19 protein-coding genes are annotated in these 19,730 nt (G+C 72.4%); 12 read left to right on the top strand and 7 right to left on the bottom strand.

Annotated features, from left to right (window positions below; all coding sequences use genetic code 11):
- The first annotated feature begins 4 nt into the window (after nt 1–4).
- The 12 genes from ACZ9QC_RS32295 (at nt 5) to fabG (ending at nt 13,475) form a co-directional block, all read left to right on the top strand.
- The gene (locus tag ACZ9QC_RS32295) at nt 5–1,423 is read left to right on the top strand and encodes a class I adenylate-forming enzyme family protein (RefSeq protein WP_472916327.1); all 1,419 of its coding nucleotides are present in this window, start codon (nt 5–7) and stop codon (nt 1,421–1,423) included.
- A 75-nt stretch (nt 1,424–1,498) separates the two neighbouring features.
- A complete protein-coding gene (locus ACZ9QC_RS32290; protein WP_177261679.1) occupies nt 1,499–1,783 on the top strand; it encodes an acyl carrier protein in 285 nt (94 codons plus the stop codon).
- A complete protein-coding gene (locus ACZ9QC_RS32285) occupies nt 1,780–2,130 on the top strand; it encodes an acyl carrier protein (RefSeq protein WP_472916326.1) in 351 nt (116 codons plus the stop codon). Before ACZ9QC_RS32290 ends, ACZ9QC_RS32285 begins: the two co-directional genes overlap by 4 nt.
- Nucleotides 2,120–3,505: a beta-ketoacyl-[acyl-carrier-protein] synthase family protein gene (locus ACZ9QC_RS32280; RefSeq protein ID WP_472921873.1), complete on the top strand. Its 1,386-nt coding sequence runs from the start codon at nt 2,120–2,122 to the stop codon at nt 3,503–3,505. The genes ACZ9QC_RS32285 and ACZ9QC_RS32280 overlap by 11 nt, the downstream gene beginning before the upstream one ends.
- The gene (locus ACZ9QC_RS32275; RefSeq protein WP_472916325.1) at nt 3,502–4,350 is read left to right on the top strand and encodes a hypothetical protein; all 849 of its coding nucleotides are present in this window, start codon (nt 3,502–3,504) and stop codon (nt 4,348–4,350) included. The genes ACZ9QC_RS32280 and ACZ9QC_RS32275 overlap by 4 nt, the downstream gene beginning before the upstream one ends.
- Nucleotides 4,337–6,028 (top strand): class I adenylate-forming enzyme family protein, encoded by a 1,692-nt coding sequence (locus tag ACZ9QC_RS32270; protein ID WP_472916324.1) that lies wholly within the window; start codon nt 4,337–4,339, stop codon nt 6,026–6,028. The genes ACZ9QC_RS32275 and ACZ9QC_RS32270 overlap by 14 nt, the downstream gene beginning before the upstream one ends.
- The gene (locus ACZ9QC_RS32265; RefSeq protein ID WP_472916323.1) at nt 6,025–6,600 is read left to right on the top strand and encodes a hypothetical protein; all 576 of its coding nucleotides are present in this window, start codon (nt 6,025–6,027) and stop codon (nt 6,598–6,600) included. The genes ACZ9QC_RS32270 and ACZ9QC_RS32265 overlap by 4 nt, the downstream gene beginning before the upstream one ends.
- A gap of 3 nt (nt 6,601–6,603) precedes the next feature.
- Complete coding sequence (locus ACZ9QC_RS32260; RefSeq protein ID WP_472916322.1) at nt 6,604–7,530, top strand: NAD-dependent epimerase/dehydratase family protein; 927 nt, start codon at nt 6,604–6,606, stop codon at nt 7,528–7,530.
- Nucleotides 7,527–9,644 carry an FAD/NAD(P)-binding protein gene (locus ACZ9QC_RS32255; RefSeq protein ID WP_472916321.1) on the top strand — a complete coding sequence of 706 codons (2,118 nt, stop codon included), beginning with the start codon at nt 7,527–7,529 and terminating at the stop codon, nt 9,642–9,644. Before ACZ9QC_RS32260 ends, ACZ9QC_RS32255 begins: the two co-directional genes overlap by 4 nt.
- A gap of 5 nt (nt 9,645–9,649) precedes the next feature.
- Nucleotides 9,650–11,116 (top strand): nitrosuccinate lyase, encoded by a 1,467-nt coding sequence (locus ACZ9QC_RS32250; RefSeq protein WP_472921872.1) that lies wholly within the window; start codon nt 9,650–9,652, stop codon nt 11,114–11,116.
- Nucleotides 11,113–12,678, top strand: coding sequence for an MFS transporter (locus tag ACZ9QC_RS32245; RefSeq protein ID WP_472916320.1), 1,566 nt, complete (start codon nt 11,113–11,115; stop codon nt 12,676–12,678). The genes ACZ9QC_RS32250 and ACZ9QC_RS32245 overlap by 4 nt, the downstream gene beginning before the upstream one ends.
- An 80-nt stretch (nt 12,679–12,758) precedes the next feature.
- Nucleotides 12,759–13,475: a 3-oxoacyl-ACP reductase FabG gene (gene fabG, locus ACZ9QC_RS32240; RefSeq protein WP_472916319.1), complete on the top strand. Its 717-nt coding sequence runs from the start codon at nt 12,759–12,761 to the stop codon at nt 13,473–13,475.
- 66 nt (nt 13,476–13,541) lie between these two features.
- Here the strand turns inward: fabG and pgi are convergent, their stop codons facing one another.
- The 7 genes from pgi to gap all read right to left on the bottom strand — a co-directional run bounded on the left by pgi (nt 13,542) and on the right by gap (nt 19,527).
- Entirely contained in the window at nt 13,542–15,197 is a 1,656-nt protein-coding gene (gene pgi / locus ACZ9QC_RS32235; protein WP_472916318.1) for a glucose-6-phosphate isomerase, read from the bottom strand.
- Between the two features lie 73 nt (nt 15,198–15,270).
- Nucleotides 15,271–15,405, bottom strand: a complete 135-nt coding sequence (locus ACZ9QC_RS32230; protein ID WP_472916317.1) for a hypothetical protein — start codon at nt 15,403–15,405, stop codon at nt 15,271–15,273.
- A gap of 40 nt (nt 15,406–15,445) precedes the next feature.
- Nucleotides 15,446–15,733: an RNA polymerase-binding protein RbpA gene (locus tag ACZ9QC_RS32225; protein WP_004002138.1), complete on the bottom strand. Its 288-nt coding sequence runs from the start codon at nt 15,731–15,733 to the stop codon at nt 15,446–15,448.
- A 276-nt stretch (nt 15,734–16,009) separates the two neighbouring features.
- A complete protein-coding gene (gene secG / locus ACZ9QC_RS32220; protein ID WP_029181151.1) occupies nt 16,010–16,240 on the bottom strand; it encodes a preprotein translocase subunit SecG in 231 nt (76 codons plus the stop codon).
- Nucleotides 16,241–16,385: 145 nt separating this feature from the next.
- A complete protein-coding gene (tpiA, locus tag ACZ9QC_RS32215; RefSeq protein ID WP_472916316.1) occupies nt 16,386–17,162 on the bottom strand; it encodes a triose-phosphate isomerase in 777 nt (258 codons plus the stop codon).
- Nucleotides 17,163–17,168: 6 nt separating this feature from the next.
- On the bottom strand, nt 17,169–18,380 hold the full coding sequence (locus tag ACZ9QC_RS32210; protein ID WP_472916315.1) for a phosphoglycerate kinase: 1,212 nt from the start codon (nt 18,378–18,380) through the stop codon (nt 17,169–17,171).
- A 136-nt stretch (nt 18,381–18,516) separates the two neighbouring features.
- A complete protein-coding gene (gene gap / locus ACZ9QC_RS32205; protein WP_215454515.1) occupies nt 18,517–19,527 on the bottom strand; it encodes a type I glyceraldehyde-3-phosphate dehydrogenase in 1,011 nt (336 codons plus the stop codon).
- Between the last annotated feature and the right edge of the window lie 203 nt (nt 19,528–19,730).

Genomic DNA, 19,730 nt, shown 5'->3' with positions numbered 1-19,730 from the left:
CCCCATGGGCGAGCTCGTGGCGGCCGCGGCCGGCGAGGACGGGATGGGTGCCCTGGTCCAGCGGCTGTTCGACGCGCGGGACGACGGTCTGCCCTATCTGACGCACCAGCGGGAGACCGTCACCCGCGGGGAGTTACGGGAGCGGGTGGCCAAGCAGGCCGCCGTGTTCGCCGGTTACGACATCGGCCCCGGCAGCACGGTGGGGCTGCGGACCCCGCCCAGTTTCACCCAGGTCGAGGTCCTGCTCGCGCTGTGGCGGCTGGGCGCGCAGGTGATGCTGTTCGACTTCCGGCTGAAGCCCGCCGAGGTCGACGCGCTGTGCGCCGTCTGCCGGCCGCAGTTCATGGTCCGGGCCGGCGCCAACGTCCGGGCGGCGTTCGGCTTCCGGTCCGAGTACGAGGTCGCCACCGAGTGCCGCAGGGCGGGGCGGGCGGCCGACGGCGGGCACCGGCTGGTCCAGTTCAGCTCGGGGTCGACCGGGCGGCCGAAGGTGATCGGCCGGAGCGCCGGGTCGATCGCCGCCGAGCTGGAGTCGTTCGCGGCGGTTGCCGGGATGCCGGTCGAGGGCGACCGGCTGCTGCTGCTCAGCTCCACCGCGCACAGCTTCGGGCTGGTCGGCGGGCTGCTGCACGCGCTGGCGGCCGGGGTCTCCGTCGTCTTCGCGCCCCGGGTCTCGGCCCGCGACATCCTGCGGACCTCTCTCGACCACCGGATCACCGCCCTGTTCGGGGTGCCGATGCACTACGAACTGCTCGCGTCCGCCCTCGATCCGCCCGCGCTGCCCGCGCTGCGGACGGCCGTCTCCGGCGGTGAGCTGATGCCTCCCGAGGTCGCCGCGCGGTTCGCCGAACGGTACGGCGTCACGGTCGGTGAGGCCTACGGCACCACCGAGACCGGCATCGTCGCCATCGACGTCGGCGGCACGCTGCGGCCCTCCGTGGGCCGGCCCGCGCCGGGGGTGGTGGTCCGCGCGCACAAGGGCGAACTGGACGTCGCGCTCGCCGAGTCGCCGTACCTCTTCGACTCCGGCGGCACGCAGTACACCGACGGCTGGCTGCACACCCGTGACCGGGCGACGGTCGGCCCCGACGGAACGGTCACCGTGGGCGGCCGCGCCGACTCCCTCGTCGTCATCGGCGGCCTCAAGGTCGACCTCACCGAGGTCGAGCACGTGCTGCGCGCGCACCCGGCCGTCGAGCAGGCGGTCCTGGTCCACGAGGACGTCACCGAGGCGTACGTGGCCCTCGCCGCCGGGGCGGGGAGTCCGTCGGCGGAGGAGCTGCTGCGCTGGTGCCGGGAGCGGCTGGCCGACTACAAGCTGCCCCGGGTGATCCGGCTGCTGGAGAACCTGCCCCGCACGTCGAACGGGAAGCTGGTCCGCCGGGCGGCGACGCTCCAGGCGGCGGCGGGCGGCGGCGTGTGACGGCTCGGCAGACAGCCCCGGGCGCACAGCCCCGATGACTTTTCGCACGACCTTCTCACGACATTCTTCCTGGAGATGGCGATCATGAGCACGTCCACCCTGGACAACGAGATCCGCGAGTTCGTCCTGACCACGGTCATCGACGAGATGAACATCCTGCTGAGCCGGGACGGCATCACCGACGAGAGTCCGGTGACCGTCGGCGGTCTGGAGCTTGACTCCCTGAGTCTCATCGAGCTGACGCTGCGGCTGGAATCGCGGTTCGGCGTGGAGATCCCGGACACCGACATCGAGCCGCTGGCCTCGCTGACCCTCGGCGGGCTCGTCGCCGAGGTCGTCGGGCGCGGGGCGAAGGCATGAACGCGGAGACCACCACGTCGTCCGTCACGGAAGCGGCCGCGCGGGGCGCGTCCCCGTCGGCCGCCGTCGGCCCGACCGTCCTCACCACCGGGCTCGTCCGGGAGCTGCTGTCCGACCGCAAGATCTTCCCCGGTGTCCCGGACGATCTCGACGAGGACGCCGAACTGGTCCTGGACTCGCTGGGGTTGGTGTGGCTGCTGCATGTGGTGGAGGAACGGTACGGCCTGGTCGTGGAGCCCGGCGACGAGGACATCGCCGACCTGACCTCGCTCCGGCGGCTCACCGAGTTCCTGGGCGCGGCGGGAACGCCGGAGGCGGCGGACGGGGGTGAGCGCGTTGGCCGGTGAGGTGACGGTGACCGGGTTCGGCGTGCGCACCGCCTTCGGCACGGGGCCGGACGCCCTGCGGCGCGGTGTCTTCGCCGGTGTCCCCTCCTTCGCCCCCACCACCCGGTTCGACACCGGCCCCTACCGCACCCCGATGGCCGGCGCCGCCCCCGACGGCCCCGACGGGACGGAGCACTGGGCGCTGCGTCCCGCCCTCGCCCGATGCGGCGCGGAGGCCCTCGACATGGCGGGCCTCCCGAGGGGCACCGAGGCGGCGGTCCTGCTGGGCATCGCGGGCGACTGCACGAGCATCACGCGGTACTGGCGGGAGACGGCGGCAGCGGGGGCAGCGGGAGCGGGGACCGATGAGAACGACGGCACCGACACGGGCCGAGACGCGATCCGAGCCCCGGGGCGCATCAGTACGGGCCGGGACTCGACCCGAGCCGCCGGGCTCACCGGCACCGCCCCGGAGCGCGGCCTCTCCGGAGCCGGATCCGTCGCCAGCGCCGGAGCCGGATCCGTCGGGGCGGCGGGGCTCGCCGTGGCGTCGGCCGACGCGGCGGCAGCCCGGCTCGCGGACGCCGTCCCCGCCCATCTCGCCGAGTCGCTGGCCGGGGGCCTCGGGCTGACCGGGCCCCGGCTCACCTTCACCAACGCCTGTGTGGCCTCCGCCGCCGCGATCATCCATGCCTGCCGGCTGATCTCCAGCGGGCGGATCGACGTGGCGGTGTGCGCCGGCGGCTATCTGGTGGAGGAGGAGACGTTCGGGAAGTTCGACTCCGGGCGGGCGCTGTCGCGCGACGGTACGGTGCGGCCGTTCAGCGCCGACCGCACAGGACTGCTGCTCGGCGACGGGGTCGCGGCGGTCGTGCTGGAGTCCGCCGAGCACGCGCGGCGGCGCGCGGCACTGCCGCTCGCGAACGTGGTCGGCTGGGGTGCGGCGACCGACGCCCACCACATCGCCCAGCCGCACCCGGACGGCGTCGGCCTGGCCCACGCGACCCGCCAGGCCCTGCGGCTGGCCGGGGACCCCGACGGGGCGAGCCTCGGCTATGTCAACGCCCACGGCACCGGCACCAAGTACAACGACGGCGCCGAGACCCGGGGGCTGCGCGCCGCCCTCGGGAAGCGAGCGGAGTCGATCCCGGTCAGCTCCACCAAGAGCACCACGGGCCATCTCCTGGAGGCCGCCGGAGTCGTGGAGTTCGTGATCACGATGCTGGCCCTGACGGAGGGCGTGCTGCCGCCGACCGCCAACTTCACGCGGGCGGACCCGGAGTGCGACCTGGACTACGTCCCGAACAGCCCCCGCGGGGCCGACCTCCGCCGGGCCCTCACCATCAACGCCGCCTTCGGGGGCGCCAACACCGCACTCGTCCTGGAGCGACCGTGACGAAGACGGACCTGGAAAGGAAAGCCGAGACCCGGGCTGCCGACCGGACCGAGACCCCGGCGGCCGACGTGACGGCGTCGCGTCCGGCGCTCGGGGTCCTGGCCGCCGCCACCGCGACCCATGGCACCGGGCGGGACGGCGACATCCCGCTGCCGCGCCTGCCCGGGTTCGTGGAGTCGGCGTTCAGCCCACTGGTGTACGAGGTCGCCGCGCGGTGCCTGACCGAACGGCCCGGTGGGGACACCTCCCGCTCGGGCGAGGCCGAGAGCGGGGCAGGCTCCCGTACGGCCGTCGCGCTGGCGAGCCTGATGGGCGACACCACCACGGCCGATCTCGCGAGCCGGCGGGTGGTCTCGGGCCGGGTGCACAACCCGCTGCTGTTCATGCAGGCCACCGCCAACTCCGTGCTGGGGCACCTCAGCCGGGAGTTCGGGATCACCGGGCAGATGTTCAGCCTGTCCACGCTCGACGACCCGGTGACCGAGCTGCTGGCCATGGCCGACCTCCTCCTGGAGGACCCGGAGCTGGACCGGGTCCTGGTGGTGGGCGTGGAACTGGGCGGCGGCGAGCGATGGGCCGCCGTGCACCGGGAGCTGTCCGCGGACCACGGCCGCCCGGTCCCGGACCTGCCCGCCTCCGCCGCCGTGGCCGCGGCCGTCCTGCTCGGCCGCCCCGGTTCCGGCGCCCCCATCACCACCGTGCCGACGGAGACGTACGCCGGGGAACACCCGGCGGCGGCTCCGCACACCGGCAGCGTGCAAGGCCTGTTCGACCTGGCCGCCGCCCATCGTCGGCTCCTGCGGGACGGCGATCGAGACGAGACGGAGACCCATGCTCATCAGTAGGCAGGAGCGGGCGCGGATCTGCTCCGACCCGGAACTCGGCGCCGGCAACGTCCTGCACCGGCTGCGGGCGTACGAACGCCCGCTCGACGAGCCGGTGTTGCGCACCGACGGCACCTGGCGCGCACCGGACGGCAGCCGGCCCGAGGTGCTGACACTCGGGCAGTTGTACGAGGTGGTGGAGACCTACGCGGGCTGGTACGCGGCCCACGGTGTACGCCCCCGCGACCCGGTGGCCATCCATTCCTTCTCGGCCGCCGAGTTCGCGGTGAACTTCCTGGCGCTGACCTCGCTCGGCGCGATCCCGTCGTTCGTCAACGGCAACCTGTCGCCGGAGATCGCCCGGGAGTACGTCCGCCGCCAGGGCGCGGTGGGCGCCTTCACGGACGAGGCGCACCGGGAGGTGCTGGCCGGGGGCGAGTCGGTTCTCGGCTTCCACGCGACCGCCGACCTGATCCGGCCGGAGCACCGCGCGTCGCTGCCGCCGGCGTACCCGTACCGGCACGATCCGACCGACCCCGTTCTGATCTCCCACTCCTCCGGCACGACCGGTCTGCCGAAGGGGGTGCCGCACACCCACCGGACGTTGATGTACGCCCAGTTGCACCGGCTGCGGTTCTCGACCGGCGCCGACATGGAACGCACGCTGGTCGGGCTGCCGGGCGCGCACAACGCGATGGTGGCGACGCTGCTGTACTGCCTGCTGCTGCGCACGGACATCAGGCTGCTCTCCAGCCAGCGGGGCGCGGACGTCCTCGACGCGATCGAGGAGTTCCGGCCGACGACCGTGCTGGCCTTCGCCGGGACCTTCGGCGAGATGGCGGCGGAGGATCTGACGGCACGTGATCTGTCCAGCGTGCAGGTGTGGTTCAACACCGGGGACGCGGCGCACGAGGCGCACATCCGGGCGCTCGTCCGGCACGGGAGCCGGATCGAGATCCGGCGCGACCTGAGCCGTGTCCGGGTCGAGGGCTCGGTCTTCGTGGACGGGCTCGGTTCGTCGGAGGCCGGCTACTCGGTCTTCCACAACCGGCACACCAAGGACACCTCCGCCTACTCCCGCTGCGTCGGCAAGCCGATCAGCTTCGCCGAAGCCGCCGTGCTCGCCGAGGACGGCACCCCGCTGCCACCCGGGCAGATCGGCCGCCTGGGCCTCAAGTCGCCCACCCTGACTCCCGGTTACTGGAACGACTCGCTCACCTGGAACCGGATGCGGCTCGGCGGCTACTGGCTCACCGGGGACCTCGCCCGCCAGGACGAGGCGGGCAACTTCTACCACCTCGACCGGGCCCCGGACGCCATCCGCACCCGCGCGGGGATCGTCTTCAGCACCCGCACCGAGGAACTCCTCCTGGCCGAGCTGCCGGGCCTCGCCGACTGCACGGTGGTCGCGGTCGCCCCGGACGGCGTCCGCGCGGACTGGGACGGAGACGGGGAGGCCGAGGCGTATGTGCTGCTCCAGCCGGCCGAGGAGAACGGCGACACCGGTGACGAGGAGTGGACCGGGCGCGTCAACTCCGTGCTGACGGAGGCCGGTTTCCCGCCCGTGTCCCGGGCCCTGCGGATGAAGCCCGACGACGTGGCCAAGGGGGCCACCGGCAAGGTTCTCAAACGAGTGATGCGCGACCGGTTGGCCGCCGACATGGCCGACACCGTCGCCGCCGAGGAGCAGCACGCATGAGCACGACGACGACAGCGACCGGGGGCGCGGCCGGCGGCGACGGAGTCAACCACCGCGCCCGCGCGAGCGAGGCGTACCGGCTGTGGTGGCAGCACGACGCCAACTGGTACCAGGGCGTGGCCGCGCGGTTCGGGCAGGAGGCCGCGAACGAGATCAACGCGGAGGCGATGGGGAAGGTCGCCCTGCACGTCGGGCAGCGGGTCGCCCGGCTGTACGGGCCGCTCCCCGACACCGGTGACGTCCGCAAGGACCTGGAGGAGCTGCGCCGCCGCTACGACGACTGCGGCGACCGGATGTTCCCGCCGGAGCTGCGCAACGCCGCCACCGAGGTCGAGGACGACGACCTGATCGTGCTGACGCTGAAGCGGAACTTCGCGATCACGATGGTCCGGATGGCCGGTTCCCTGGAGGGCTACCGCTGCCCGTGCACGGCCGTCCACGCCGGCTGGTCCGAGGGGCTCGGCGTGACCCTCACGGAGAACAGGGCCGAGAGCTGTCTGCGGAACGGCGACGCGGCGTGCCGTCTGCTGATGCGCGTCGCCGCTCCCGTCGCACCCGGTTCGGAGGGCTGAGGCATGCGTGTACTCGTCGCCGGGGCCACCGGAGTGGTCGGCCATCCGCTGGTGGGCGCGTTACGGGCCCGGGGCCACCAGGTGAGCGCACTGGTCCGGCAGAGGTCCAGGGACCGGGTCCCGGAGGCGGACGAGGTGGTGGTCGCCGACGCCCTGGACCGTGAGGCCGTGCTGGCGGCGGTGTCGGCCGCCCGGCCCGAGGTCGTCGTCCACCAGATGACGGCGCTGCGGCTGCTGCGCGACGACCCGCCGGGGGCCTTCGCCCTCACCGCCCGGCTGCGCACCGAGGGCACCGCCCATCTGGTCGAGGCGGCCCGCGCGGCCGGCGCACGCCGACTGGTCGCCCAGTCCATCGCGTTCGCCGCCGCCCCGGCCGGGGACCCGGTCCTCGACGAGGACGCGCCCTTGTACGTGGACGCCCCCGACCCCGGCTGGGCCTCGACCGTGCGGGCCGTCGCCGAGCTGGAACAGCGGGTGACGGACCGGGACAACGGCCTGGAGGGCGTGGTGCTGCGCTACGGCACGCTGTACGGCCCCCGCACCGCGTACGCCCGTACCGGCGCGACCGCGCACTCCGTTCGGGCCGGGCGGCTGCCGCTGCCGGGCAGCGGGGCGGGGATCATGTCGTTCCTGCACGTCGAGGACGCCGTGGGGGCAGCGGTGACGGCCGTCGAGGCCGACGCGAGCGGGGTGTTCCATGTGACGGACGCCGATCCGGCGCCGGCCGCGCAGTGGCTGCCCCACCTCGCCCGGATGCTCGCCGCGCCCTCCCCGCGCACGGTCCCCGCGGCCCTCGCGCCCCGTCTCCTCGGCTGGTTCATGGCCCACCAGCTCACCTCGGCGCACGGCGCCGCCAACGACCGGGCCCGCACGGCGCTCGGCTGGAAGCCGGCCAGACCGAGCTGGCGCGACGGACTGGGTCAGGAATGACCGGCCCCGACGAGACCGCCGCACCCGACACGCCCCTGCCCGGCGGGACCGACACGGCCGCCGCACCGCCCGGCGCCCCCGGCCCCGGCCCCGACGGCCCCCTCACCGTCTGTGTGGTCGGTGCCGGCCCCCGGGGGCTGTCCGTGCTGGAGCGGATCTGTGCCAACGCCGGGGGGATGGTCCGGCCGGTCGAGGTGCACCTCGTGGACCCGTACCCGCCGGGCGCGGGCGCGGTCTGGCGGACGGACCAGCCGGGCGAACTGCTGATGAACACGGTCGCCTCCCAGGTGACCCTGTTCACCGACGCGAGCGTGGACTGCGCGGGGCCGACGGTGCCGGGCCCCAGCCTGTACGAGTGGGCGTGCGCGGTCCGGGACGGGGGCGTCGGCCACGATCTCCCGGCCCGCGTCCTGGTCGAGGCCCGACGGCTCGGCCCGGACACCTATCCGACCCGCGCGTTCCACGGCCACTACCTGGAGTGGGTCCTCAGCCACCTGTTACGCACGGCTCCCGCCCATGTCACCGTCCACACGCACCGGACCACCGCGATCGGCCTCGGCGAGGACATCCCGGACGGGCCGCAGACGGTGACCCTGGCGAACGGCGAACGGCTGACCGGACTGTCCGGCGTGGTGCTGGCCCTCGGCCACGGCACCCTGACCCCGTCGCCGGAGGAACGCGCGCTGCGCTCCTTCGCCGACCGCCACGGCCTCACCTACGTGGCCCCCGCCAATCCGGCCGACATCGACCTGAGCGGCATCGCCCCGGGCACCCCGGTCGCCCTGCGCGGCCTGGGCCTGAACTTCTTCGACTGCCTGGCCCTGCTCACCGAGGGTCGCGGCGGCACGTTCAAGGAGGGCGAGTCCGGTCTCGTCTATCTGCCGAGCGGCAACGAGCCCGTCCTGTACGCCGGTTCGCGGCGTGGCGTCCCGTACCACGCCCGGGGCGAGAACGAGAAGGGCGCCCTCGGCCGCCACGAGCCGCGCTTCCTGACGCCGGACGTCATCGCGGAGCTACGGCACCGCGTGACCGCCGGCCACCCCCTCGGCTTCCGCGACGCCCTCTGGCCCCTCGTCGACCGCGAGGTACGGACCGTCCACCACGAGGCCCGCATCCGCGCCACCCGGGGGCCGGAGGCGGCCGCGGCGTTCGTACGGTCGTACCTCGCGGCCCCGGGTGACGAGGGCGCGGAGGCGGCTCTGCTCGACGAGCACGGCGTCCCGGCCGACGAGCGGTGGGACTGGGCGCGGATCGAACAGCCCTACGGCGAGCGGATGTTCAGCGACCGGGCCGACTTCCGGCAGTGGCTGCTGGACCATCTGCGCCGGGATGTCGCCGAGGCCCGCCTGGGCAATGTGAGCGGTCCGCTGAAGGCCGCGCTGGACGCACTGCGGGACCTCCGCAACGAGATCCGGCTCGTCGTCGACCACGGTGGGGTCTCCGGCGACTCGTACCGCGCCGAACTCGACGACTGGTACACCCCGTTGAACGCCTTCACCTCGATCGGCCCGCCCGCCTTCCGGATCGAGCAGCTGATCGCGCTGATCGAGGCGGACGTGCTGCACGTGCTGGGCCCGGGCATCCGCGTCCGGGCCTGGTCGTCCGACGGCGGTCCCGGTGAACCCGGTCCCGAGGGACCCGGCCCTGACGGACCTGGTTCCGACGGACCCGGTTCCGACGGAGGCGGCCCCGGCCCGGGCTGCTTCCTGGTGGACGCGGAGCTGGTGGACGAACCCCCGGTCCGGGTCGCCGCGTTGATCGAGGCGCGGCTGCCCGCCGTCGATCTGCGGCGCAGCACCGACCCGCTGCTGCGGGCGCTGTTCCGGGCCGGTGCGTGCGCGCCGTACCGGCTCGGCGGCGACGCGGGGTACGAGCCCGGCGGGCTGGCGGTGACCGACGGCCCGCCCCGGCTCGTGGACGCCGGGGGCCGACCGCATCCGCGCCGGTATGCCTTCGGGGTGCCGGTGGAGGGCGTGCGCTGGGTGACGGCGGTCGGCATCAGGCCCGGCGTGGGCTCGGTGACGCTGGAGGACGCGGACGCGATCGCCCGGGCGGCGCTCGGGCTCGCCCCGGCGGCAGGCCGGACAGCAGGTGGAGGGAGTCGAGGAGCGTGAACGCGATGTCCGTGGGCACCGACGCGGGCCTGCTCGCCCCCACCTGGGCCGGTACGCCCGCCGCGGCGGAGGTGACCGACGAGGCGTGGCTGCAGGCCATGCTGGACGCCGAGGTGGCGCTGGCCCGCGCCCAGCACGCGGTCGGGCTGACACCGGCGGCCGTGGTGGAGACGATCGCCTCGGCGGCCCGGGTGGAACGGCTCGACCTGCCCGCCCTGGCCCGTGCCGCCCGGGCCGCCGCCAATCCGGTGGTCGCGCTGGTGACCGCGTTCACCGAGGTCGTCGCCGCGCAGGATCCGGGCGCCGCGGAGTATGTGCACCGGGGGTCCACGAGTCAGGACATCCTGGACTCGGCGGCGATGGTGATCGCCCGCCGGGTCCTCGGGCTGATCGGCGGGGACCTGTCTCGTGTCGCCGCGGCCTTCGCCGCACTGGCCGACGCTCATCGGCACACCGTCCTCGCCGGGCGCACCCTGGCCCAGCACGCCGTGCCGACGACCTTCGGGCTGAAGGCCGCGGGGTGGCTGGAGCTGGTGGTCGACGCGGCGGTACGGGTGCGGACGGTGGCGTCCGGGCTTCCGGCTCAACTGGGCGGAGCGGGTGGGACGTTGGCCGCGTACCGGGAGTACGCGGTGGTGGACCGCGCGGGCCGCCGGGAGAGGGACGGCCGCGGGCCCGCGAGGGCCGATCGCACCCCCGACGCGGGCGGTCTGGAGCTGCTGGGCCCCTTCTCCTCGGCTCTGGGCCTCGCCGAACCCACCCTCCCCTGGCACACCGTCCGCACCCCCGTCGCCGAGCTCGGGGCCGTGCTGCAGCTCGTCACCGGGGCGCTCGGGAAGTTCGCGCTGGACGTGCAGACGCTGTCCCGTACCGAGATCGGTGAGCTGTCAGAGCCGGCGGCGGCCGGACGCGGGGCCTCCTCGGCCATGCCGCAGAAGCGGAATCCCGCGCTGGCCACCCTGATCGTGTCGGCCGCCCGGCAGGTACCCGCGCACGCGCTCGTGCTGGCGCAGTGTCTGCTCGCCGAGGACGAACGGCCCGCCGGGGCGTGGCACGCCGAATGGCAGCCGCTGCGGGAGGCGTTGCGGCTGGCGGGCGGGGCCGCGCACACCGCCGTCGAGCTGGCGGAGGGCCTGGTCGTCCACCCGGAGCGCATGCGGGCCAACCTCGATCTGACCGGAGGTGCCATCGTCGCCGAACGGCTGGCCGTGGCCCTGGCCCCGGCGCTCGGCAAGGCCCGCGCGAAGAAGCTGCTGACCGCCGCGTCGGCCGAGGCCGCCGACACCGGCCGGCCCCTGAGCGAACTGCTGATCGCCGACCCCGAGCTGTCCGCCCGGTTGCCCTCCGCCCACCTGGCGGAACTGCTCGACCCGGCCCGCTACACCGGCGCGGCCGACGCCCTGATCGACCGCGCCCTGCGCAGATACGACGACGTGCGCGACCACGAGACGACCGGCGGAGGAACCCTGTGAGCACCGTGAGCCGGACGACCGGGACCCCGCAGGACGCCCCACCCACCCGCTCCTGGCCGGTCCTCGTGGTCGTGGTCTGCGCGCAGATGCTGATCTGGCTGGACACCTCGATCCTCAACGTGGCCGTCACCACCCTCGCCGACCCGGTGGCCGGCCTGGGCGCCACCCCCGGCGAACTGGAGTGGGTGGCGAGTGCCTACACCCTGGTCGTCGCCTGCACCCTCTTCGCGGGCGGCGCGCTCGCGGACCGTTTCGGCCCCCGGAACACCCTGCTCGCCGGGCTCGCGCTGATCGGCGTGGCCTCCGGTGCGGGCGCGTTCGTGGACAGCCCGGCGTGGCTGATCGTGGCCCGCGCCTTCATGGGCGCGGGCAGCGGCCTGTTGATGCCGGCGACGCTGACGGTCATCGTGCAGAGCACCCCGGAGGAGAAACGCACCCGGGCGATCGCGATCTGGAGCTCGTCGAGCGGTCTCGGCGTGGCCATCGGCCCGGTCGTGGGCGGGGCACTGCTCAGCCACTTCTGGTGGGGCTCGGTGTTCCTGGTCAACGTGCCGATCGTCGCCCTGTGCCTGCCGGCGGTCCTGGCCGTCGTCCCCGACCTGGGCGGCTCCCGACGCCGTGTGCTCGACCTGCCCGGTCTCGTCCTGTCGGTGCTCGGCCTGGGCGGGGTGGTCTACGGCATCATCGAACTCGGCGGCGGCAGCGCCTGGTACGGCCCGCACGTGCTGCTGCCCCTGGTGCTGGGCGGTGTGGTGCTGACCGTCTTCGTCGCCGGTCAGCGCAGGTCCGCGACGCCCAGCCTGGATCTGCGGCTGTTCCGGCAGCCCGGCTTCACGGCCGGCAGCGTGGTCCTGCTGATCGCCTTCATGGCGCTGGCCGGTCACCTGTTCTACGCGGCCTTCTATCTCCAGGGCCCCCGGGGCCTCTCCCCCGCCGACGCCGGGACGGTCATGATCGCCGCCGCGATCGGCATCGTCCTGGGCAGCCAGGCCTCTCCGGCGCTGAGCCGTCGGCTGTCGGCCCGCTGGACCGTCGCCGCCGGGGTCCTGGCCACCGCCGTCACCTATGTCGCGTACGCCTGGCTCGACGGGCGGACCCCGCTCTGGTGCGTCGCCGCACTGCTGTGGATCCAGGGCTTCGGCATGGGTCTGGTCGGTACCCCGGTCACGGCCGTGATGATGCGCGGGGTGCCGCCCCAGCTCGCCGGCGCCGCTTCCGCCGTCAACAGCGTCACCCGGCAGGTGGGCGGCACCCTGGGCGTGGCCATGGCCGGCTCGATCCTCTCGGCGGTCTACCGGCACCGGATGGCCGACGCAGAACTGCCCTCCCCCACCCAGGGCCTGTCGCCCGCCGCCGAGGAACAGGCCCGCACCTCCGCCGAGGCCGCCCGCTCCCTGGCCGACTCCCTGAACCTGCCCTCCCTGGCGACCACGGCCGACCGCGCCTTCCTCGACGCCATGTACGCGGCAACGCTCTCCGTCGCCGCCCTCGCCCTCGTCGGCTGCGCGGTGGCGGTGGCGGGCCTGCGCTCCCCGCCGGGCCACCCCCGACGACACACCTGAGCTCCGCACGTACACCGACGAACCCGAGCCACGTACACCGACGAACCTGAGCCCCCGCACATACCAGAAGGGAGCATTCCATGACACGGCCCACCCCCCGCTCGGTCTTCGTCACCGGTGGCAACAGAGGCATCGGACTCGCCATAGCCCGCCGCTTCGCCGGGGCCGGGGACCGGGTGACGGTGACCTACCGCAACGACGCGCCGCCCGCCTCCGAGGGCTTCCTCTCCATACGGTGCGACGTGACCGACGGCGGCGGGATCGACCAGGCGTTCAAGGAGGCCGAGACGGCCCACGGCCCGGTCACCGTCCTGGTCGCCAACGCGGGCGCCGCCCGGGACCGGCTGCTGCTGCGGATGTCCGAGGAGGACTTCACCTCCGTCGTCGACACCGACCTCACCGGGGCCTTCCGGGTCACGCAGCGGGCGGTGCGCGGCATGCTGCGGGTGGGCCACGGCCGGATCGTGCTGATCTCGTCCACGGCCGCCCTGAACGGTTCGCCGGGCCAGACCAACTACGCGGCGGCGAAGGCCGGCCTCGTCGGCTTCGCCCGCTCCCTCACGCGGGAGCTCGGTCCCCGGGACATCACCTGCAACGTCGTCGCCCCGGGGCTCACGGACACGGACATGAGCCGCGCCCTCACCCCGGAACAGCGCCGCGCACTGCTGAGCACCACCCCCGCAGGGCGCCTGGGCACCCCGGAGGAGGTCGCCGACGCGGTGGCCTTCCTGGCCGGCGCGGGTTACGTACGCGGCGCCGTGATCCCGGTCGACGGGGGCGCCGGCATGGGCCACTGAGGCCCACCGGAACCGGGTGGGGAAGCGGACGTCGCGCGGCCGCCCGTTTCCCCACCCCACATCCCGCTAGCTCCGCCCGCGCAGCGCCCGGTACTTGGCGACCAGGGCCTTCGTGGACTCGTCCAGACCCGGCACCTCGGCGCCTTCCGTGAGCGCCGGCTCGACGCGCTTGGCGAGGACCTTGCCCAGCTCGACACCCCACTGGTCGAAGGAGTCGATGTTCCAGACGGCACCCTGGACGAACACCTTGTGCTCGTACAGCGCGATGAGCTGGCCGAGGACCGACGGGGTCAGCTCCTTGGCCAGGATCGTGGTCGTCGGGTGGTTGCCCTTGAACGTCTTGTGCGGCACCAGTTCCTCCGGCACGCCCTCCGCCCGCACCTCCTCCGGCGTCTTGCCGAAGGCCAGCGCCTGGGTCTGCGCGAAGAAGTTGGCCATCAGGAGGTCGTGCTGGGCCTTGAGCGGGTCGCTGAGCTCACCGACCGGCTCGGCGAATCCGATGAAGTCCGCCGGGATCAGCTTCGTGCCCTGGTGGATCAACTGGTAGTACGCGTGCTGCCCGTTCGTCCCCGGCGTGCCCCAGACCACCGGCCCGGTCTGCCACTCCACCGGCACCCCGTCCCGGCCCACGTACTTGCCGTTGGACTCCATGTCCAGCTGCTGGAGGTAGGCCGTGAACTTGGACAGGTAGTGGCTGTACGGCAGCACGGCGTGCGACTGGGCGTCGTGGAAGTTGCCGTACCAGATCCCCAACAGGCCCAGCAGCAGCGGCACATTGGACTCGGCGGGTGCCGTGCGGAAGTGCTCGTCGACGAGGTGGAACCCGTCGAGCATCTCCCGGAAGCGGTCGGGACCGATCGCGATCATCAGGGACAGCCCGATCGCCGAGTCGTAGGAGTACCGCCCGCCGACCCAGTCCCAGAACTCGAACATGTTGGCCGTGTCGATACCGAAGTCCGACACCTTCTGGGCGTTGGTCGAGAGCGCCACGAAGTGCTTGGCGACGGCCTCGGGGCCGGCCTTCAGCTCGGTGAGCAGCCAGTCGCGCGCGGAGGTCGCGTTGGTGATCGTCTCGATCGTGGTGAACGTCTTGGAGGCGATGATGAACAGCGTCTCCGCGGCGTCCAGGTCCCGCACCGCCTCGTGCAGATCGGCCCCGTCCACGTTGGACACGAAACGGACCGTCAGATCGCGGTCGGTGTAGGAGCGCAGCACCTCGTACGCCATCGCCGGGCCGAGGTCGGAGCCGCCGATCCCGATGTTGACGACGTTCTTGATGCGCCTGCCCGTGTGGCCGGTCCACTCACCGGAGCGGATGCGCTCGGCGAAGCCGGCCATCTTGTCGAGCACGGCGTGCACACCGGGCACCACGTTCTCGCCGTCGACCTCGATCACCGCGTCGCGCGGGGCGCGCAGCGCGGTGTGCAGGACGGCACGGTCCTCGGTGGTGTTGATCTTCTCGCCGCGGAACATGGCGTCCCGCAGCCCGAACACGTCGGTCGCGGCGGCCAGCTCGCGCAGCAGCCGCAGTGTCTCGTCGGTGACCAGATGCTTGGAGTAGTCGACGTGCAGATCGCCGACCTCCAGTGTGTACCCGGCGCCGCGTCCCGGATCGGCCGCGAACAGCTCGCGCAGCTGGACGTCGCCCTGCTGCTCCCGGTGCTCGGCCAGCGCGGTCCACTCGGGCGTCTGGTTGAGCCTGGTACGGCTTTCTGCGTTCATCTCGGACTTCAGCCTTCTTTCCTACCTGGTCCTGCCTGCGTACCTTGCCCCGCTGCCGTTCCAACCTAATTGATCACGACGGAACACGAGCTGTCGTACCCCGGTCGTACGGCACAACAACAGATACGTCCGCCTGGAGCACCGGTGTCAGCGCGACGACGGACAGGACGAAGAAGGCGGCGGCGAGCAGGTCGACCGCCCCGAACACATCCGGCCGGGCACCCTCGGTGCCCGGCCGGTGTCACTTGCTAGATCTCGCCCCGCAGTTTGGCGAGCGCCTCGGCGAGGATCGCCTCGCCGTCCGCGTCGCTGCGCCGCTCACGGACGTACGCGAGGTGCGTCTTGTAGGGCTCGGTGCGCGGTGGGTCCGGCGGGTTGTCCCGGTCCTGTCCGGCCGGGAAGCCGCAGCGCGGGCAGTCCCAGGTGTCGGGGACCTGTGCGTCGCTGGCGAAGCTCGGCTGGGTCTCGTGTCCGTTGGAGCACCAGAAGGAGATGCGCAGCCGGGGTGCGGACTCGCCGCGCTCGGCTTCGCCCATCGGCCCCGCCCCGACCCGGCTTCCTCGGATCGCGTTGCCACTTGCCACGGTCGTAACTCCCTGCGTGATGGTGCGGCGAAGCGAGTCGGCGTTTCGCTTCGCTGCGAGCGCCTCAGTCTACGTAAGGCCCAACGCGCGTCCAGTGATTGGAGTTACATCCCGCCCACAGACGCAAGCCCCATGATAGGCCGCGCTCGAAGTCGCGTACCCGGCATGGGGCTTTACGTGCGGAATGGTGCGTCCGTGACGCGTTGTTCGCCGGTGTCGGCCTGAGGGTCAGTTGTTGACCTTCATCAGGATGCCGAGTACGACAATGCACGCGAACCAGAGCAGACCGACCACGACGGTGATCCGGTCGAGGTTGCGCTCGGCGACCGAGGAGCCGCCGACGGAGGACTGCATACCGCCACCGAACATGTCGGAGAGGCCGCCGCCCTTGCCCTTGTGCATCAGCACCAGCAGCATCATCAGCAGGCTGAAGACGATCAGGGCGATCGAGAACCCCATAACCACGGCTGGACCAACTTCCTCGGATTCTGATGGACTGCGGGGACCGGCCGCGGCGGCCGGTCCCCGCAAGAGTACGACGTCTCGCTGCTACCGCCTACTCACTGGTCTTCGGTTCGCCGCCGGGGCGCTCCGATCCGGTGACTCACTGGTCGCGGAAGCGCACGATCTTGACGAACTCGTCGGCGTCCAGCGAGGCACCGCCGACGAGGGCGCCGTCGATGTCGGCCTGGGCCATGATCTCGGCGACGTTCCCGGCCTTGACGGAGCCGCCGTACTGGATGCGGACCCGGTCGGCCAGCTCCTGCCCGTACAGCTCGGCGAGCTTGCCGCGGATGGCCGCGCACACCTCCTGGGCGTCCTCGGCGCCGCAGACCTTGCCGGTGCCGATGGCCCAGACGGGTTCGTAGGCGATGACGACGGTCTCGGCGTGCTCGGCGGCAACGTCCTTCAGGCCGCCCTCGACCTGCGCGAGGGTGTGGGAGACGTGGTTGCCCGCCTCGCGGACCTCCAGCTCCTCGCCGACGCACAGGATCGGGGTGAGGCCGTGCTTGAAGGCGGCCTTGACCTTGGCATTGACGATCTCGTCGGTCTCGTCGTGGTACTGGCGGCGCTCGGAGTGGCCGACCGCCACGAACGTGCACTTGAGCTTGGCCAGCATCGGGCCGGAGATCTCGCCCGTGTAGGCGCCGGAGTCGTGGGCCGAGAGGTCCTGGGCGCCGTACTTGATCTTGAGCTTGTCGCCGTCGACCAGGGTCTGGACCGAGCGCAGGTCGGTGAAGGGCGGCAGGACCGCGACCTCACAGGCCTCGTAGTCCTTGTCGGCGAGGGCGAAGGCGAGCTTCTGGACGTGGGCGATGGCCTCGAGGTGGTTGAGGTTCATCTTCCAGTTGCCCGCCATCAGGGGCGTACGCGTGCTCATTGAGGGTCAGTCCTCCAGTGCGGCGAGGCCGGGGAGCGTCTTGCCCTCGAGGTATTCGAGGGAGGCGCCGCCACCGGTAGAGATGTGGCCGAATGCGTTTTCGTCGAAGCCCAGGATCCGTACGGCCGCGGCGGAGTCGCCACCGCCGACGACCGTGAAGGCGTCCGAGTCGAGGAGCGCCTGGGCGACGGCCTTGGTGCCCTCGGCGAAATCGGGGTGCTCGAAGACGCCCATGGGGCCGTTCCAGAAGACGGTGGCGGCGTCCGCGATCTTCGAGGCGTAGAGCTTGCGGGACTCCGGACCGATGTCCAGGCCCATCTGATCGGTGGGCATGGCGTCCGCCGCGACCGAGGTGGCGTCGGCCGGGGCCTTGCTCTTCAGGTCCGGGAAGGCGGGCGCGACGACGGCGTCGACGGGCAGGACCAGCTCGACACCGGTCTTCTCCGCCCGCTCCAGGTACTCGGTGACCGCGTCGAGCTGGTCCTCCTGCAGGAGCGAGCTGCCGATCTCGTGGCCCTTGGCCTTGAGGAAGGTGTAGGCCATGCCGCCGCCGATGAGGATGCGGTCGGCCTTGCCGAGCAGCTGGTCGATGACGGCGAGCTTGTCGGAGACCTTGGCGCCGCCGAGGGCGACCACGTAGGGCCGCTGGACGTCGTCGGTGAGCTTCCTCAGGACGCCGACCTCGGTGGCGATGAGGTACCCGGCGTAGTGCGGCAGCCGGGCCGGGAGGTCGAAGACCGAGGCGTGCCCCCGGTGCACCGCGCCGAAGCCGTCGCCGACGTAGACGTCCGCGAGGGCGGCCAGCTGATCGGCGAAGGCGCCGCGCTCGGCGTCGTCCTTGCTCGTCTCTCCGGCGTTGAAGCGGAGGTTCTCGATGACCGCGACCTGACCGTCGGTCAGACCGGCGACCGTGGCGGTGGCGGACTCGCCGACCGTGTCGGTCGCGAACGCCACGTCGGCGCCGAGGAGTTCACCGAGGCGGGCGGCGGCCGGGGCGAGGGAGAAGGCCGGGTCCGGGGCGCCCTTGGGGCGGCCCAGGTGCGAGGCGACGACCACGCGGGCGCCCGCCTCGGCCAGTGCCTTCACGGTGGGCAGGACGGCGCGGATCCGGCCGTCGTCGGTGATGGTGGTGCCGGCGAGCGGCACGTTGAGGTCGGCGCGGACGAAGATCCGCCGGCCGGCGACTGGCTCGGCGAGGAGCTCGTCGATCGTCTTCATGGAGAGGGCTCCCGAGGAGGACTTGTGGTGCTCGTGATCGTAGGAGGAACAGCTTGTGTACGTGAGTCAGGGCTCGGGCGACGCGTCCTTGCGCCGCCCGAGCCCTGCTCTCACACGGAAGTGCCCGCTCTGCCGATCAGAGCTGGCCGCCGACGAAGACCGTGAGGTCGACGAGGCGGTTGGAGTAGCCCCACTCGTTGTCGTACCAGCCGAGGATCTTCACCGAGTTGCCCTCCTGGACCATGGTCAGGGAGGAGTCGAAGGTGCAGGAGGCCGGGTCGCTGACGATGTCCGAGGAGACGATCGGGTCCTCGGTGTAGGCCAGGTAGCCCTTGAGGTCGCCGTCCTCGGAGGCCTTCTTGAACGCGGCGTTGACCTCGTCCTTGGTGACCTCGCGCTGCAGCGTGACGACCAGGTCGGTGGCCGAGCCGGTCGGGACCGGGACGCGCATCGCGATGCCGTCGAGCTTGCCCTTCAGCTGCGGCAGGACCAGCGCGGTGGCCTTCGCGGCACCCGTGGTGGTCGGGATGATGTTCTCGGCGGCGGCGCGGGCGCGACGCAGGTCCGAGTGCGGGAAGTCCAGGATGCGCTGGTCGTTGGTGTAGGCGTGGACCGTCGTCATCAGACCCTTGACGATGCCGAAGTTCTCGTCGAGGACCTTGGCCATCGGCGCCACACAGTTGGTGGTGCAGGAGGCGTTGGAGATGACGTGGTGGTTCGCCGGGTCGTACTTGTCCTGGTTGACACCCATCACGATGGTGATGTCCTCGTCCTTGGCCGGAGCCGAGATGAGGACCTTCTTGGCGCCGCCGGCGAGGTGCTTCTCGGCGTCGGCCTTCTTCGTGAAGATGCCGGTGGACTCGATGACGATGTCGACGCCCAGCTCGCCCCACGGGATGTCCGCGGGGTTGCGCTCGGAGAGGACCTTGATGGTGTGGCCGTCCACGGTGATCGTGTCGGCGGTGTGCGACACCTCGGCCTTGAGACGGCCCAGGATGGTGTCGTACTTCAGCAGGTGAGCGGTGGTCGCGGTGTCACCCAGGTCGTTGACAGCCACGATCTCGATGTCCGCACCCTGCTCCAGCAGCGCGCGGAAGTAGTTACGACCGATGCGGCCAAAGCCGTTGATGCCTACGCGGATCGTCACGAACCGATCTCCTCGTTGGTACGCCGGCTCAGTGCCGGCGAGCTGTATGGGATGTCCCCGACCGCCTACGACCCTACCTCCCCGACACCCGTCGAGTGACATCGAGATGCCCTATACATGCCGGTGCGGTCCGTACTCACCGGTAGGGGTACGGACCGCCCGGGTTTTACAAGGTGATTACCTTTTGAGCGGCCCCCCGATCA

This window comes from Streptomyces sp. HUAS MS02 (assembly GCF_055702265.1).
The sequence above is the reverse complement of the archived record's forward strand: the minus strand, read 5'-3'. Positions and strand labels throughout refer to the sequence as shown.

Excerpts from the sequence above, each read along its gene's own strand:
- ACZ9QC_RS32255 (WP_472916321.1), top strand. The coding sequence starts at position 7,527 with ATGACCGGCCCCGACGAGACCGCCGCACCCGACACGCCCCTGCCCGGC.
- tpiA (WP_472916316.1), bottom strand. The coding sequence starts at position 17,162 with ATGAGCACGCGTACGCCCCTGATGGCGGGCAACTGGAAGATGAACCTC.
- secG (WP_029181151.1), bottom strand. The coding sequence starts at position 16,240 with ATGGGGTTCTCGATCGCCCTGATCGTCTTCAGCCTGCTGATGATGCTG.
- pgi (WP_472916318.1), bottom strand. The coding sequence starts at position 15,197 with ATGAACGCAGAAAGCCGTACCAGGCTCAACCAGACGCCCGAGTGGACC.
- ACZ9QC_RS32250 (WP_472921872.1), top strand. The coding sequence starts at position 9,650 with ATGTCCGTGGGCACCGACGCGGGCCTGCTCGCCCCCACCTGGGCCGGT.
- ACZ9QC_RS32210 (WP_472916315.1), bottom strand. The coding sequence starts at position 18,380 with ATGAAGACGATCGACGAGCTCCTCGCCGAGCCAGTCGCCGGCCGGCGG.
- ACZ9QC_RS32295 (WP_472916327.1), top strand. The coding sequence starts at position 5 with ATGGGCGAGCTCGTGGCGGCCGCGGCCGGCGAGGACGGGATGGGTGCC.
- ACZ9QC_RS32285 (WP_472916326.1), top strand. The coding sequence starts at position 1,780 with ATGAACGCGGAGACCACCACGTCGTCCGTCACGGAAGCGGCCGCGCGG.
- ACZ9QC_RS32260 (WP_472916322.1), top strand. The coding sequence starts at position 6,604 with ATGCGTGTACTCGTCGCCGGGGCCACCGGAGTGGTCGGCCATCCGCTG.
- ACZ9QC_RS32265 (WP_472916323.1), top strand. The coding sequence starts at position 6,025 with ATGAGCACGACGACGACAGCGACCGGGGGCGCGGCCGGCGGCGACGGA.
- ACZ9QC_RS32270 (WP_472916324.1), top strand. The coding sequence starts at position 4,337 with ATGCTCATCAGTAGGCAGGAGCGGGCGCGGATCTGCTCCGACCCGGAA.
- ACZ9QC_RS32225 (WP_004002138.1), bottom strand. The coding sequence starts at position 15,733 with ATGGGCGAAGCCGAGCGCGGCGAGTCCGCACCCCGGCTGCGCATCTCC.
- fabG (WP_472916319.1), top strand. The coding sequence starts at position 12,759 with ATGACACGGCCCACCCCCCGCTCGGTCTTCGTCACCGGTGGCAACAGA.
- ACZ9QC_RS32290 (WP_177261679.1), top strand. The coding sequence starts at position 1,499 with ATGGCGATCATGAGCACGTCCACCCTGGACAACGAGATCCGCGAGTTC.